The organism is Mesorhizobium sp. M7A.F.Ca.US.010.02.1.1, from assembly GCF_004023085.1.
Classification (GTDB): domain Bacteria; phylum Pseudomonadota; class Alphaproteobacteria; order Rhizobiales; family Rhizobiaceae; genus Mesorhizobium.
Genome location: NZ_RZRV01000007.1, coordinates 175,065 through 190,550, shown reverse-complemented (window position 1 = coordinate 190,550; position 15,486 = coordinate 175,065). Strand labels below are relative to the sequence as shown.

Below are 15,486 nucleotides of genomic sequence, written 5' to 3'. Positions count from 1 at the left end.
ATGGTAGGCAGCGAAGATAATGTCCCGTCAGGGAGACTCCAAATCACGGTTTCTTACTCAGTGTAACCGCAAAATGGAATGAGTACGAATTGGTAAGTCGTTGAAATCCCATCATTTAAAACGTTAACAGGCAAGCGATTCCTCGCTTGCCTGTTAACAAATGTTACAGTCCGTTTACCAATCAGTTGGCCTGGCGGCGCAGGAACGCCGGAATCTCCAGCTGATCGTCTTCCTGAGTCGTCCTCACCTGCGGCGTCAGGCGGCCCTGATCATCGAGCTGGCCACGGCGCGGCGCATAGAGCTGCGCATCCTGACTGGCAAGACGGCGTACTTCGGGCGCTGCCTGGCGCAGCTTGGGCTCGCGCGGCTGCGCCGGCTGCAGCCTTGCGGGTTCCTCCTCGCGGCGGGTCAGGCCATTGGTCAGGCGCTTCAGCAGGCCCATCGGTCCGCTGTTGTTCTCGTGATCGACCGGGCGGCTCTTGGCATCCACCTCGGCCTTGACGACCGGCGGAAAGTCCTCGACGCGCGGCATACGCTGCGGCGCCATCGCAACCGGCTGCGGCGCTTCGCGCTGCAGCATCTCGCGCGGCTGCGGGGCCGGCTGCATCTGCTGGACCACCGGCTGCGCCATCGGCTGGGCGGGCGGTGCCTGGAAGATCTTGCTCTGCGGGCGGAAATCTTCAGCGTGGGCGACCGGGGCCGGGCGCGCCTGCGCCATAGCCGCGGCATTAGCTTCGGCCAGATGGATGGCTTCCGCGACCGGGTCGACAGCGCGTGGCTCGTATGCCGCCTGCTGGACAGGCGCCGGACGAACCTCCGCGATCTGAGCCGCCGGGCGGCTGGCCGGCTTCGGAGGCGCCGTGCGGATCGAGATCGGCGCGGCGGCGATTTCAGCCGCCGACTTGTCGATGCCGGTGGCAACCACCGAGACGCGAATGACGCCTTCGAGTTCCTCGTCGAAGGTGGCGCCCAGGATGATGTTGGCGTCCTGGTCGACTTCCTCGCGGATACGGGTCGCGGCTTCGTCGACTTCGAACAGCGTCAGGTCGCGGCCGCCGGTGATCGAGATCAGCAGGCCCTTGGCCCCCTTCATCGAGGTCTCGTCGAGCAGCGGGTTGGCGATCGCCGCTTCGGCGGCGGCCATCGCACGGCCCTCGCCGGAAGCCTCGCCGGTGCCCATCATCGCCTTGCCCATCTCGCGCATGACGGAACGGACGTCGGCGAAGTCGAGATTGATCAGGCCTTCCTTGACCATCAGGTCGGTGATGCAGGCGACACCGGAATAGAGCACCTGGTCGGCCATGGCGAAGGCATCGGCGAAGGTGGTCTTGTCATTGGCCAGCCGGAACAGGTTCTGGTTGGGGATGACGATCAGCGTATCGACGCATTTCTGCAATTCCTCGATGCCGAAATCCGCGGTCTTCATGCGGCGCTGGCCTTCGAAGTGGAACGGCTTGGTGACGACGCCGACGGTGAGGATGCCCTTTTCGCGCGCCGCGCGGGCAACGACGGGAGCAGCACCGGTGCCGGTGCCGCCGCCCATGCCGGCGGTGACGAAGCACATATGGGTGTTGGTCAGGTGATCGAGGATTTCATCGATGCACTCTTCCGCCGCCGCACGGCCGACTTCCGGCTGCGAGCCGGCGCCAAGGCCTTCGGTGACATGCGCGCCGAGCTGGATCAGGCGGCCCGCCTTCGACATGGTCAGCGCCTGCGCGTCGGTGTTGGCCACCACGAACTCGACACCGCGCAGACCGGCGGTGATCATGTTGTTGACGGCATTGCCGCCGCCGCCGCCGACACCGAACACGGTGATGCGCGGCTTAAGCTCGGTGATGTCCGGCTTCTGCAGATTGATGGTCATTGTCTCCGTCCTTTGCCTTTCACGCCGCTTCGCCGCCGCGGCCGCCTATGGGGCTGTCCCCGTCAATTTTAGAAACTGTCTCTCAACCACTGACTCATGCGATGCAGTTTTCCGCCCGTTCCGGTCATTTTGAGACCGGAAATTCCTTTCGCAGGATGGCTCTCGAAGCTCGCCATCTGCGGATAGATCAGAAGCCCCACCGCGGCCGAGAAGGCCGGCCCCTTCGCCGCTTCCGGCAGGCCGGCCACGCCGAGCGGGCGGCCGATGCGCACATTGCGTCCCAGGATGCGGCGCGCCGCCTCCGGCAGGCCGGCAAGCTGGCTGGCACCGCCGGTAAGAACCACACGCTTGCCCACTGCATTGCCATAGCCGGACCTGTTCAGCCGGTCGCGCAGCAGTTCGAGCGTCTCGTCGATACGGGCACGCACGATGCGCGTCATCACCGAGCGCGGGATCTGCAAGGGCACGTCGCCATCGTCGCCGATCGGCTGGATCGAGACCAGGTCGCGGTCGTCTGCGCTGCCCGGCAGCGCCGAGCCATGCATCACCTTCAGCCGTTCCGCGGCATCGAGCGAGGTCGACAGCCCCTTGGCCATGTCCAGCGTGACGTGGTTGCCGCCGATGGCGATGGCGTCGCCATGGACGAACTTGCCTTCCGAAAACACCGAAATCGTTGTCGTGCCGCCGCCCATGTCGATGCAGGCCGCACCCATTTCCAGCTCGTCGTCGACCAGGGCCGCCAAACCGCTGGCATAGGGCGTCGCCACCATGCGCTCGACCGACAGATGCGAACGGTTGATGGAAAGCTCCAGATTGCGCATCGGCGCGGCGTCGCCGGTCAGCACATGCATGTCGACGCCGAGTGCGTCACCGATCATGCCGCGCGGATCGCGCACGCCGCGTTCGGCATCCAGCGAGAAGCCGACGGGAAGCGAATGGATCACCTCGCGCTCGGCCTTCAGCGCCTGCTTGGCGCCAGCACCGAGAACGCGCTTGATGTCGGCCTCGTCGGCCTCATGGCCGCCAAGATTGATGGTGGCGGAGAAGGCTTCGCTCTTGAGCCGGCCGGCCGTCATGTTGACGATGAGCGAATCGACCGTCAGCCCGGCCATGCGCTCGGCCGCGTCGACGGAAAGGCGGATGGCGTGCTCGGCGCGGTCGAGATCGACGATGACACCAGACTTCACGCCTTGCGATTTCTGATGGCCGATGCCGATCACCTGGATCCGGTGCGAGCGGCCGCGCAGCAGCTTGCCGTCATCGCACGGCTTCAGCTTGGCCACCATGCAGCAGACCTTGCTCGAACCGACATCCAGCACCGTCAGGGTGCCGGACCGGCGCGACGCGGCATCGCCAGGACCGCCAAGCCAGTTCATATCTTCGTCTCCGGCTTGCGCTTCAGGCTCTTGGGTTTCTCGTTGAGGGCGGCTTCGCGCTGCGTCGCCGCTTCCGCCGTCAACTGCACGACCAGCCGGTCCGTCAGGCGCATGTCGACGGCGGCGATGTCACGCGACAGCAAGCCGCTGTCATGATCCATCTTCACGAGTTCGGCGAGCGCCTGTTCCTCGTCGTCCTCGGGAAGCTTGACGGTGATGCCATTGTCCAGCTTCAGGTCCCAGCGCCGCTCGCCGACGCGGATATAACCTTTGATCCGGCTCGCGAGCTCGGGATATTTTTCGACCTTGGCCAGGAAATCGGGCGCGCTCGCCGGCGCGCCGGTGCCGATCAGCAGCGGCAGAAGCACCTGCTTGCCACCCGAGAACGGCGCGATCATGGCACCATTCCTCTCGATGACCGAAAGCTCGTCGCCCTGCTGCCAGAGCGCGAAAGCCTCGCGCTCCTCGACACGTACTTCCAGCGTATGCGGGTAGACCTTGCGCACGGCCGCAACCTCGATCCACGGCAGGCCGGAGATCCGTTCGCGCGCTGCCTCGGCATTAAAGCCGATCAGCGACGTCCAGCCATCAAGTTCAAGCCTGTCGAGTATATCGATTTCCGAGGTCTGGCGATTGCCGACCACCTTGACCTGATCAACGGCAAAGCCGGTACGGGCGGTGATGCTCTGCACGATACCGTCGACGTGACCGCCAAGGTAGGCACCATAGGCACTGCTCGAGAAAATCAGCACGGCCGACATCATGGCCGCGGAAAAGCGCGGCGCCTGGAATTCCCCAACGCCCAGGCGCGCCAGAATGCGCACCGGGCGGCGAAGCATGCGCGGCAGTACGAAATGGTCCAACGACAATGACAGGCCGAACAGCGCCGGCCCGGCCGCGCCCCTCTCCCTACCTTGTCCCCATTTCAACGCAGACACGAAGCGTCCTCCACCATCCAACTCAACAAATCGCCAAACGAGTGCCCGGCATGGGCGGCGATTTCAGGCACCAAAGACGTCGGCGTCATACCCGGCTGGGTGTTGACCTCGAGCCAGACAATCTCGCCGTTTTCGGAATGACGATCGTCATAACGGAAGTCCGAACGGGAAACGCCTCGACAGCCGATCGCTTGGTGAGCCTTGAGCGCCAGTGTTTGTATTTTTTGGTAAATATTCGGTGAAACTTTTGCGGGGCATTCGTGCTTTGATCCCCCGGCGACATATTTTGAATCATAGTCGTAGAAGGAATGGCCGGTCGGGATGATCTCGCAGACCCCCAGCGCCACATCGCCCATCACCGCGCAGGTCAGCTCCCTGCCGTGGATGTAGCGCTCGACCATGACGGTATCGCCATATTTCCACTCCGACGAGCCAAGAACCTGCGGCGGATGCGACTGGCCCTCATGCACGATGACGACACCGAAGCTCGAACCCTCATTGACCGGCTTGACCACATAGGGCGGCTTCATCGGATGCTTGTTCTGGATGGCAAAGCGGCTGGCGACCTTCGATTCGGCGACCACGATGCCGACCGACTTGGCAACCCGCTTGGCCTGCTCCTTGTTCATGGCCAGAGCCGAGGCGAGCACGCCAGAATGGGTGTAGGGAATGCCGAGATATTCAAGGATGCCCTGAATGGTGCCGTCCTCGCCAAAAGGGCCGTGCAGCGCATTGAAGGCGACATCCGGCTTGAGCTCGGCAAGCACGGAGCCGACATCGCGCCCGACATCGACACGGGTGACCTGGTAGCCTTCCTTCTCGAGCTCATCGGCACAAGCCCTTCCCGACGAAAGAGACACGGGCCGCTCGGACGAAAAACCACCCAGCAGGACGGCCACATGCTTGTTTTTCATTCCCCGGCATCCCCTCTCTCACGGCGGACCAAAACCAGATTTTCCGCAACATTGAGTCAGAGTCTCCCGGCAGGTTGCCCCCCAGACGGAAAACGCTGAAAACGCGTCGAACGACTCAAATCAGGAAACGCTTTCGAGCAGAGAATCAGAGAGTTGATTCACTGGCAAGTGCTTACGATTCCGAGAGATTCACTTTCTGAGAAAATGGATGCGAAAAGCGTGTCGTTGAGTCTTTGCGGCAACGGTCGCGGACCGTTTCGGCCTCGTTGAAGTTCATGCATCACATGAACTTCAACGCGCGCCAAAGTGCACCTTAAAGGAGCTGCCCGAGAAACTCCTGCACGGCATGCCCCGGCCGGAAATTGCCGATTCGCTTGATTTCCCATTGCAACCGGATACCGGAATTCTCCAGCACCCGCGTGCGCACCGTCTCGCCGAGATATTCAAGGTCGTAGCCGGTCGCGGTTCCCGTGTTGATCATGAAGTTGCAATGCATCGGCGACATCTGGGCCCCGCCGATCATCAGGCCGCGGCAGCCCGCTCTGTCGATCTCCTTCCAGGCCGACGTGCCTTCCGGATTCTTGAAGGTCGAGCCACCGGTCTTCTCGCGGATCGGCTGCACGGTCTCGCGATGGTTCTGCACGGCCTCCATCGCCGCCTTGATCGCCGTTTTCTCCTCGGCAAAGCCTTCGAACACGGCCGAGGTGAAGATCAGCCCGGAGGGCGCCGCTGAATGGCGATAGGCGTATCCCATATCGGCATTGCTCAGCGTCTGCACATTGCCCTTGCGGTCGAGCGCCCGCACTTCGACGACGCGCTCGCGCGTCTCGACACCATTGGCGCCGGCATTCATCCGCAGCGCACCGCCGATTGCACCCGGAATGCCGTGGTAGAAATGAAAGCCGCCAATGCCGGCCTCGAGCGCCACCGCTGCGACACGCTTGTCGGGGGTCGCAGCTCCCGCCTTGATCCTGATCGGCGAAATCACCTCGGCCTCGCCGAAGCCCTTGGCCGAAAGGCGGATGACAAAGCCCTCGATGCCGCCGTCGCGGACCAAAAGGTTCGAGCCGACGCCAACGACGGTAAGAGGTATTTCTTCAGGAACGGCTTTGAGGAACACCGCAAGATCCTCCTCATCAGCCGGCTGGAACAACGCTTCAGCCAGGCCCCCGGCACGGAACCAGGTGATCTTGTCCATCTCGGCGTTCGGCGTGAGGCGGCCGCGCAGGCCGGCAAGCCGGTCGCCAAGTCTGTCGATCAGGGCCTGGCCGTGCATCATGAGACGGTCCCGCCAAGCTCCTTGGGCAACGCATAGGCCCATTGGGTGATGTTGCCGGCGCCCAGGAAGACGACGAAGTCACCCGGCTTGGCCAGATCACGGATGACGGGCGCGATCGCCGCCGGACCCTCGATGTAGCGCGCGTCGCGATGGCCGCCGGCGCGGATGCGCGACACCAGCGCGTCCGAGCTGACGCCGTCGATCGGCTCTTCGCCGGCCGCGTAGACCGGCGCCACCATCACTGTGTCGGCGTCGTTGAAGCAAGTGGAAAACTCGTTGAACAGATCATGCAGCCGGGTGAAGCGATGCGGCTGGGCAATGGCGATGACGCGACCCTGGGTGGCGCTGCGCGCCGCCTTCAGCACCGCCGAGATCTCGACCGGATGGTGGCCGTAATCGTCGAATATTTCGACGCCGTCCCACGAACCGGTATGGGTGAAGCGGCGCTTGACGCCGGCGAAGGACGACAGGCCCTTCTTGATCGCCTCGGCCGACAGGCCGAGCTCATGCGCGACCGCGATCGCTGCCGTCGCGTTGGAGACGTTGTGGCGGCCGGGCATCGGCAGGCGCAGGCCTGCTATGACAGTCTGGCCGCCTGTCTTGCGGTCGCGGATCACCACGTCGAATTCCGAAATGGCACCTGCCATGCGGTGATTGGTAAAGCGCACGTCGGCCTGCGCATTCTCGCCATAGGTGATGACCCGGCGGTCCTCGATGCGGCTGACCAGCGCCTGCACCTCGGGATGGTCGGTGCACATCACGCCAAAACCGTAGAACGGCACGTTCTCGACAAACTGGCGGAACGCCTCCCGCACCTTGTCGAAGCTGCCATAGTGATCGAGATGCTCGGGATCGATGTTGGTGACGACCGCGATCTCGGCCGGCAGTTTCAGGAAAGTGCCGTCGCTTTCGTCGGCCTCGACCACCATCCATTCGCCGTCGCCCATGCGCGCGTTGGTGCCGTAGGCATTGATGATGCCGCCATTGATGACGGTCGGATCGAGCCCACCGGCATCGAGCAAGGTCGCCACCATCGAGGTCGTGGTCGTCTTGCCATGCGTGCCGCCGATCGCCACCGCCTGGCGAAAGCGCATCAGCTCGGCCAGCATTTCGGCCCGGCGCACGATCGGCAGCAGCTTTTCGCGCGCGGCCTTGAGCTCAGGGTTGGATTTCTTGATCGCCGTCGAGACGACGACAACCTCGGCATCGCCGAGATTCTCGGCCCTATGGCCGACGAAGCATTCGATGCCCTTGTCGCGCAGCCGCTGCACATTGGCGCTTTCGGCCTGATCGGACCCTTGCACCTTGTAGCCGAGATTGTGCAGCACTTCGGCAATGCCGCTCATGCCGATGCCGCCAATGCCGATGAAATGCACAAGGCCGATGGTCTGCGGCATCTTCATGCTTGCGTCCCCTTCCTGAAATCCGAAATGGTTTTTTTGGACGCAATAGCCTCTGTAAGATCAGCGAGCAACCGTGCCGCGTTCGGCCGGCCGGCCGATTTCGCGCCCGCCGCCATCGCCACAAGCCGCTCAGGCTGGTCGATCAGCCCGCCGAGGAGCACTGCGATGCGTTCGGGCGAGAGCGAGGATTGCGGGTGCACTTCGCCGCCGCCGGCAGCGGCAAGGGCCGCCGCGTTCGCCGCCTGGTCGTGGTCGAGCGCGTAGGGGTAAGGCACCAGCAGCGCCGGCCGGCCGATGACGGCGATCTCCGAAACGGTCGAGGCGCCGGAGCGCGAGATCACCAGGTGCGCAGCCGCCATGCGCTGCGCCATGTCGGTGAAGAAGGGTGAGACCTCGGCAGCAACGCCCAGTGCCGCATAGGCCGCCTTGACCCGCGCCACATCATCGGCGCGAGCTTGTTGGGTAATGACCAGCCGCTTGCGCTGAGCATCGGAAAGCAGCGCGATCGCCCCCGGCACGGCATCGGAAAAGAACTGAGCGCCTTGGCTGCCGCCGAACACCAGCAGGCGGAACGGCTGTTCCCCGGTCGATGCCGCATAATTCGTCCTGGCAGCTTCCAGCACGGCCGGCCTGACCGGATTGCCTGTCGTCACCGTCTTGACCCCGGCAGCACTGGTGTCCTGCGGCAGGAAGCCGCCGGCGATGGCATCGACACGGCCGGCCAGCGCCCGGTTGGCGCGCCCCATCACCGCGTTCTGCTCATGGATCAGGGTCGGCACCTTGCGCCGTGTCGCCGCGTAGAGCGGCGGCAAGGTCGGATAGCCGCCAAAGCCGACGACCGCATCCGGCTTGATCCTGGCGATGACGGCGGAAGCCTGGCGCACGCCGCGCCAGATTTTCCAGAAGGCACCAAGCAGGGCAAAGGGGTTTTTCGAGCCCATCGTCGCCGACTGGATCGGATGGACGGCTGCGGCCGGGAAATGGCCGGCGAAACGCTCTGCACGGTCGTCGGTCGCCAGATGCACTGACCAGCCGCGCTCGTTCAGCTCATGCGCCAGCGCTTCGGCCGGGAAAAGATGCCCACCGGTGCCGCCTGCCGCGAGAAGGATGACGCCTCTGGCCATATCACTCCGCCGGCAGGGCGCGTTGCGACAGGCCAAAGCCCATCTGCTTGCGCTTTTCCGGCCGCTTGCGTGTCAGCGCCAGCACCATGCCCATCGAGATGGCGATGGCGATCTGCGAGGAGCCGCCATAGGAGATGAACGGCAGCGTCATACCTTTGGCCGGCACAAGCTGGAGATTGACGCACATGTTGATGACCGCTTGCAGGCCAAACACGGTGACGAGGCCGCCGACCGCATAGCGGGTGAAATCGTCATGCTCCTTCAGCGCCGTGTTGAGGCCGCGCAGCACGATGAAGGCGAAGATCGACATGATGAAGAAGCACATGATCAGCCCGAACTCTTCGCCCGCGACCGAGAAGACGAAGTCGGCATGGCTATCGGGAATGACGCGCTTGACTGTGCCCTCGCCCGGCCCGACACCGAACCAGCCGCCATTGATCAGCGCTTCGCGCCCCATGTCGACCTGGAACGTGTCGCCCTCGCCGGTGAGGAACTTGTCGATGCGCAAGGCAACGTGCGGGAACACCGTATAGGCGGCAAAGACGCCACCGACGCCGGCCGCGCCGAGCGCGACGATCCACAGCCAGGGCAGCCCGGCCATGAAGAACATGATGCCCCAGGTGCCGGTCGTCAGCATGGTCTGGCCGAGGTCCGGTTGCGCCACCAGCAGCGATACGACCAGCACCAGCAGCAGCATGGCAAACAGATTGCCCGGAATGTCAGGCTGGCGCTTGTGCTCGGCGAACAGCCAGGCGCACATGATGACGAAGGCCGGCTTCAGGAATTCCGACGGCTGGATCGACAGGCCTGCAAGCGACACCCAGCGGCGCGCACCCTTCACCTCGACGCCGATGTAGAGCACCGCCACCATCAGCACCAGCATCAGGCACAGGATGACCAGCGCCATGCGCCGGATCTGCCTGGAATCGAGGAAGGAAACGGCCAGCATCACGCCGAGCGCCGGCACGGTGAAGATGATCTGCCTGGTGGCAAAGTGGAAACTGTCGAGGCCGATGCGTTCGGCCACCGCCGGGCTGGCAGCGAAGGACAAGACGATGCCAAGCCCCATCAGCGACAGGAACGCCGCCAGGAACCAGCGATCGATCGTCCACCACCAGGTCGCAACCGGACTTTTGTCGAGACGGCTCTGCATTATCGTGCCCCTCCGATGGGTTTCACACCCTCGATAGCATTCGCAGCTTGCCTGAAGGCTTCGCCGCGGACTTCGAAATTCTTGAACTGGTCGAAGCTGGCGCAGGCCGGCGACAGCAGCACCACCGCCTCACCGCTGTCGTCCTTGGCCGCATCATGCGCGGCGTGCTCGACCGCCGCGGCCAGCGTGCCTGAAATCTCGTAGGGAACTGCCTCGCCCAGCGTCGCCGAAAAAGCCGGCGCCGCCTCGCCGATAAGATAGGCCTTGGCGATGCGCGGGAAGAAGCCGCGCAAGGGTTCGATGCCGCCTTCCTTGGGCAGGCCGCCGGCGATCCAGTAGATGCGCGCGAAGCTGGACAGCGCCGGCGCCGCCGCATCGGCATTGGTCGCCTTGGAATCGTTGATGAACAGCACATGGTCCTTGCGGCCGACCTGCTCCATGCGGTGCGCGAGGCCGGGAAAGCTTTCCAGCCCCGACTGGATCTCGCCAAGCTCCAGCCCGACCTTGAGGCAAGCGGCGACCGCCGCCAGAGCGTTCTGGGCATTGTGCTGGCCACGCAGCGAGCCGATGCCTTCGAGGAAGGCGACACGGCTGTAACGGCCGTGCACGGCTTCCATCAGATTGCTGCCATCGGCGAAATAGCCATCGGTCAGCGGCAGGCGCTTGGAAATGCGGATGACAGGCCGGCCCGCCCGCTCCAACCGCTCGGCGATCTGCGCGCACCAGGAATCGTCGATGCCGACGATCGCCGTCTCGCTGCCGGCCACCAGCCGCTCCTTGATCGCGGCGTAGTGCTGCATGGTGCCGTGGCGGTCGAGATGATCGGGCGTCAGGTTAAGCAGGATGCCTGCCGTCGGATTGATCGAGGGCGCGAGGTCGATCTGGTAGGACGAGCATTCGACCACATAGTGCCGATCGGGCTCGGGTGGATCGAGCGTCATTACCGCGCGGCCGATATTGCCGCCCATCTGGGTGTCGCGTCCCGCGGCTTTCAGGATATGCGCGGTCAGCGCGGTCGTCGTCGACTTGCCGTTGGTGCCGGTGATGGCGATGAAAGGCGAATTTGGCGCGCTCAGCATCCGCTCGCGGCAGAAAAGCTCGATGTCGCCGATGATCTCGACGCCCGAACCGCGCGCCAGCTCCACCGTCCAATGCGGCTTGGGATGCGTCAGCGGCACACCTGGCGACAGCACGAAGGCCGAGAATTTCGCCCAGTCGGCGCCGCGGAGATCGGCGGTTGCGATGCCGGCAGCCGTTGCCTTGGCCACGCTTTCGGGATTGTCGTCCCAAGCCAGCACGTCCGCGCCGCCCTCGATCAGTGCGCGCGCCGTCGCGATCCCCGAGCCACCGAGCCCGAAGAGCGAAACGCGCTTGCCTGAAAAGGATGCGGCGGGGATCAAGGGGCTTCCTATCTCAGCTTGAGGGTCGACAGGCCGACCAGCGCCAGGATGACGGCGATGATCCAGAAGCGGATCACCACCTGGCTTTCGGTCCAGCCGAGCTTTTCGAAATGATGGTGGATCGGCGCCATCAGGAACACCCGCTTGCCGGTCATCTTGAAGTAGCCGACCTGGATGATGACCGACAGGATTTCCACGACGAACAATCCGCCGACGATGACCAGAACGATCTCGTGCTTGGTGGCGACCGCAACGGTGCCGATCAGGCCGCCCATGGCCAGCGAGCCGGTGTCGCCCATGAAGATCGCCGCAGGCGGCGCATTGAACCAGAGGAAGCCCAGACCAGCGCCGATGACCGCGCCGAGCACGACCGCCAGTTCACCGGTGCCGGGCACGAAATGGATCTGCAGATATTCGGCGAACACGGCGTTGCCGGAGAGATAGGCGATGACACCGAAGGAAGCCGCCGCGATCATGATCGGCACGATCGCCAGTCCGTCCAGACCGTCGGTGAGGTTCACAGCATTGCCGGCGCCGACGATGACGAAGCAGGAGAACGGAATGAAGAACCAGCCGAGATTGACGATGAATTCCTTGGCGAAGGGAAATGTCAGCGACGAAGAGAACGGCGCCTGGCCATTGTGCATGATCACCCAGGCGGCGATGCCGGCAATGACAAATTCAAGCGCAAGGCGTGCCTTGCCGGAAAAGCCGAGATGCGACTGCTTGGTTACCTTGAGATAGTCGTCGTAGAAGCCGATCGACCCGAAGCCCAGCGTCACCAGCAGCACCACCCAGACATAGATGCTCGACAGGTTCGCCCACAAAAGCGACGAGCCGATGATGCCCGACAGGATCATCAGGCCGCCCATGGTCGGCGTGCCGGCCTTCTTGAAATGTGTCTGCGGCCCATCGGCGCGGATCGGCTGACCCTTGCCTTGCCGCAGCCGCAGCGAATTGATGATGGTCGGTCCGAAGATGAAGACGATCAGCGCCGACGTGATCAGCGCCCCGCCGGTGCGGAAGGTGATGTAGCGGAAGACATTGAAGACCGAGACCTTGTCCGCAAAATCGACGAGCAGTGTAAACATGCGTTTTCGTCCCCCGACCTAGGTCTGTTTTCTAGCTGTCGATTCAGCCGGGAATTTGCCCAGCAGCGCATCGACCAGTTTTGCAAAACCGATGCCCTTCGACGATTTGATCATCACCACGTCACCCGGCTTAAGCGCGGCAAGCAGCACCGGCTTCAGCTCCTCGACACCAGCGCGGTATTCCGTCTTGATCTCAGCCGGCAGCGCTTCGGCCAGCGCCCGCATTTCCGGGCCGCCGAGGAAGACGGTCTGTGTCCCGGTGCCGACGATGAGTTCGGCAAGGGCTGCATGCAGCTTGGCCGAATGGTCGCCGAGTTCGAGCATGTCGCCGAGCACGGCGATGCGGCGGCCCTCGCCCGTCACAGGCGTCGCGTTGAGCAATGCCATGGCAGCAGCCATCGATGCCGGATTGGCGTTGTAGCTTTCGTCGATCAGCGTGATCGGTCCACCTAGGTGGCTCGAAGTCGAGCCACCGGGATGGCGCAGCACATGGCGCTTGCCGCGCCCGCGCTCGGCCGAAAGATCGGCCAGTGCGAGTGTCACCTTGTCGAGATCGGCCCCGACCAGATGTGCCGCCCCCAGCACCGCCAGCACGTTCTGCACCATATGGCGGCCGGGCGCGCCGATCCGCGCCGTCACTTCGTGGCCGCCGATCCTGGCGATGATATCGGAATGATCCGCATGCAGTTCGCATTTGGTGAGCTTGAAGGTAGAGCGCGCATTCTCGCCGAAGCCGTAGACGTGCTCGACACCGGCTGCATGGGCCATCTTGTCGAGCAGCTTGAAGCGCGTATCGTCGCGGTTGAGGACGGCGGCCCCCTCGGGCTCCAGCCCCTCGAAAATCTCGGCCTTGGCCTTGGCGATCTCGTCCAGATTGCGGAAGAAACCTAGGTGGGCGGCCGCGATCATGGTGACGATGGCGACATGCGGCCTCACCATCTTGACCAGCGGACGGATCTCGTCGGGATGGTTCATGCCGATCTCGAACACGGCATAGTCGCAATCATCGGGCATGCGTGCCAAAGTCAGCGGCACGCCCCAGTGATTGTTGAAGGACTGCGCCGAGGCATGCACCTTGCCGGCGGCTTGCAGCACATGGCGCAGCGCTTCCTTGGTGGTGGTCTTGCCGGCCGAACCGGTCACAGCGATGATTTTCGCGCTCGAGCGGGCGCGCGACGCAACTCCAAGCTTTTCCAGCGCGACCAGCACGTCCTCGACGACGATGATCGGCGCCGTCAGCCGGCCGAGCGACGGCAGCTTGCCTTCGGCCACCACCAGCACGCCGGCGCCAGCCTTGATGGCGGCGGTTGCGAAGTCATGGCCGTCCATCGCCTCGCCCTTGATAGCGAAGAAGGCGTCGCCCGGCTGCAGGCTGCGGCTGTCGATCGAAATGCCTGAAATGCCTTCCGGCATCGGCCCGAGCGGCCGCCCGTCCATGGCGGCAACCAGCGCCTCGGAGGTCCACAGCAAGCTCATGCGGCACGCTCCACGAGTGCCGCGCGAACCTCCTCGTGATCGGAAAAATGCAAGGTCTCGGAGCCGATCGTCTGGCCCTCCTCGTGCCCCTTGCCGGCCACGATCAGCGTGTCGCCGGCATGCAGCATGGCGACCGCCTCATGAATCGCCTGGCGCCGGTCGCCGATCTCGATGGCACCGGGAGCGGCGGCCAAAATAGCGGCGCGGATCGTTTCCGGCACTTCGGAGCGCGGATTGTCGTCGGTGACGATGACGACATCTGCAAGTCGCGTCGCAATCTCGCCCATGATCGGTCGCTTGCCGCGGTCGCGGTCGCCGCCGCAGCCGAACACGACGATGACGCGGCCGGTGGTGAACGGCCGGACCGAGGCCAGAACGTTTTCCAGCGCGTCCGGCTTGTGGGCATAATCGACATAGACCGGCGCGCCGCTGGCGGTGGTGCCGACGAGGTCGAGCCGGCCCGGCGCGCCCTTCAGTTTCTCCAACGCCATCAAGGCCTTGGCGACAGGTGTTCCCGTGGAGATGGCAAGACCCGCCGAAACCAGCGCGTTCGAAATCTGGAAATCACCGGCCAACGGCAGGTCGATCTCGTAGAGCACGCCATCGGCCTCGACTTCGGCGCGTTGGCGGTGGCGCTCGTGCTCGACCCGCTTCAGCCTGAGGAAATCGCCATGGCGGCCGACCGTCAGCACATTGAGCCCGGCAGCCTGTGCGGCCTCGATCGTCGGCGCCGACCATGGATCGTCGGCGAAGATCACGGCCGGTGCGCCCTTCGGCAGCAGCGTGTCGAACAGACGCAGTTTGGCGCGGTGATAGTCCTCGATGGTCGGATGATAGTCCATATGGTCGCGGCCGAGATTGGTGAAGCCGCCGGCGGCCAGCTTCACGCCGTCGAGGCGGCGCTGGTCGAGCCCATGGCTGGAGGCTTCCATCGAAGCGTGGGTGACGCCGGCATCCGCCAATTCCCGCAGCAATTGGTGCAGGGCGACCGGATCGGGTGTCGTCAGCGAGCCATAGTCGTTGCGTCCAGGCGCCACCACGCCGGTGGTGCCGATCGAAGCGGCGGCATAACCGGCCTGCTCCCAGATCTGCCTGGTGAAGGCGGCGACCGACGTTTTGCCGCTGGTGCCGGTCACCGCGACCATGATCTCAGGCTGCTTGCCGGAATAACGGGCGGCACTCAGCGCCAGCGCCAGGCGGGGATCGTCGACCGCCAATAACGGAACCGACAGCCCGGCAATGGTGCTGCCCTTGCCCGCCACGATCGCGGCCGCACCGCGCGCGGCGGCGTCGGCGGCATAAACGGCACCATCGGCCTTGGTTCCGGCGAGCGCAAAAAAGACAACGCCCGGTTTCACCTGGCGGGAATCCGAAGAAATCCCTGTAACCTCCAGATCGACGGAAGCTATTCCCTCGACGGGCAGGATACCGGCTAGATCTCTGAGCTTCATCGAGTCCCGTTCACCGC

General features: G+C 64.1%; 12 protein-coding genes. All 12 read right to left on the bottom strand.

All coding sequences use genetic code 11. From position 1 onward, the window contains the following. Positions 1-181: 181 nt before the first annotated feature. The 12 genes from ftsZ to EOA19_RS10250 all read right to left on the bottom strand — a co-directional run bounded on the left by ftsZ (position 182) and on the right by EOA19_RS10250 (position 15,469). Positions 182-1,864, bottom strand: coding sequence for a cell division protein FtsZ (gene ftsZ / locus EOA19_RS10305; protein WP_128303498.1), 1,683 nt, complete (start codon positions 1,862-1,864; stop codon positions 182-184). A 68-nt stretch (positions 1,865-1,932) separates the two neighbouring features. Next, on the bottom strand, positions 1,933-3,240 hold the full coding sequence (ftsA, locus tag EOA19_RS10300; RefSeq protein ID WP_128303497.1) for a cell division protein FtsA: 1,308 nt from the start codon (positions 3,238-3,240) through the stop codon (positions 1,933-1,935). Then, the gene (locus tag EOA19_RS10295) at positions 3,237-4,178 is read right to left on the bottom strand and encodes a cell division protein FtsQ/DivIB (protein ID WP_128303496.1); all 942 of its coding nucleotides are present in this window, start codon (positions 4,176-4,178) and stop codon (positions 3,237-3,239) included. The genes ftsA and EOA19_RS10295 overlap by 4 nt, the downstream gene beginning before the upstream one ends. After that, positions 4,166-5,092 (bottom strand): D-alanine--D-alanine ligase, encoded by a 927-nt coding sequence (locus tag EOA19_RS10290; RefSeq protein WP_023813138.1) that lies wholly within the window; start codon positions 5,090-5,092, stop codon positions 4,166-4,168. Before EOA19_RS10290 ends, EOA19_RS10295 begins: the two co-directional genes overlap by 13 nt. A 313-nt stretch (positions 5,093-5,405) precedes the next feature. After that, on the bottom strand, positions 5,406-6,371 hold the full coding sequence (gene murB / locus EOA19_RS10285; protein WP_031213597.1) for a UDP-N-acetylmuramate dehydrogenase: 966 nt from the start codon (positions 6,369-6,371) through the stop codon (positions 5,406-5,408). Beyond that, positions 6,368-7,774 carry a UDP-N-acetylmuramate--L-alanine ligase gene (gene murC, locus EOA19_RS10280; RefSeq protein ID WP_023813140.1) on the bottom strand — a complete coding sequence of 469 codons (1,407 nt, stop codon included), beginning with the start codon at positions 7,772-7,774 and terminating at the stop codon, positions 6,368-6,370. The genes murB and murC overlap by 4 nt, the downstream gene beginning before the upstream one ends. Further along, complete coding sequence (murG, locus tag EOA19_RS10275; protein WP_128303495.1) at positions 7,771-8,898, bottom strand: undecaprenyldiphospho-muramoylpentapeptide beta-N-acetylglucosaminyltransferase; 1,128 nt, start codon at positions 8,896-8,898, stop codon at positions 7,771-7,773. Before murG ends, murC begins: the two co-directional genes overlap by 4 nt. A 1-nt stretch (position 8,899) precedes the next feature. Further along, entirely contained in the window at positions 8,900-10,051 is a 1,152-nt protein-coding gene (gene ftsW / locus EOA19_RS10270; protein WP_128303494.1) for a putative lipid II flippase FtsW, read from the bottom strand. After that, entirely contained in the window at positions 10,051-11,451 is a 1,401-nt protein-coding gene (gene murD / locus EOA19_RS10265) for a UDP-N-acetylmuramoyl-L-alanine--D-glutamate ligase (RefSeq protein WP_128303493.1), read from the bottom strand. Before murD ends, ftsW begins: the two co-directional genes overlap by 1 nt. An 8-nt stretch (positions 11,452-11,459) precedes the next feature. Next, entirely contained in the window at positions 11,460-12,542 is a 1,083-nt protein-coding gene (mraY, locus tag EOA19_RS10260) for a phospho-N-acetylmuramoyl-pentapeptide-transferase (RefSeq protein WP_013530954.1), read from the bottom strand. An 18-nt stretch (positions 12,543-12,560) separates the two neighbouring features. Then, complete coding sequence (locus EOA19_RS10255) at positions 12,561-14,018, bottom strand: UDP-N-acetylmuramoylalanyl-D-glutamyl-2,6-diaminopimelate--D-alanyl-D-alanine ligase (protein ID WP_128303492.1); 1,458 nt, start codon at positions 14,016-14,018, stop codon at positions 12,561-12,563. After that, complete coding sequence (locus EOA19_RS10250; RefSeq protein ID WP_128303491.1) at positions 14,015-15,469, bottom strand: UDP-N-acetylmuramoyl-L-alanyl-D-glutamate--2,6-diaminopimelate ligase; 1,455 nt, start codon at positions 15,467-15,469, stop codon at positions 14,015-14,017. The genes EOA19_RS10255 and EOA19_RS10250 overlap by 4 nt, the downstream gene beginning before the upstream one ends. Between the last annotated feature and the right edge of the window lie 17 nt (positions 15,470-15,486).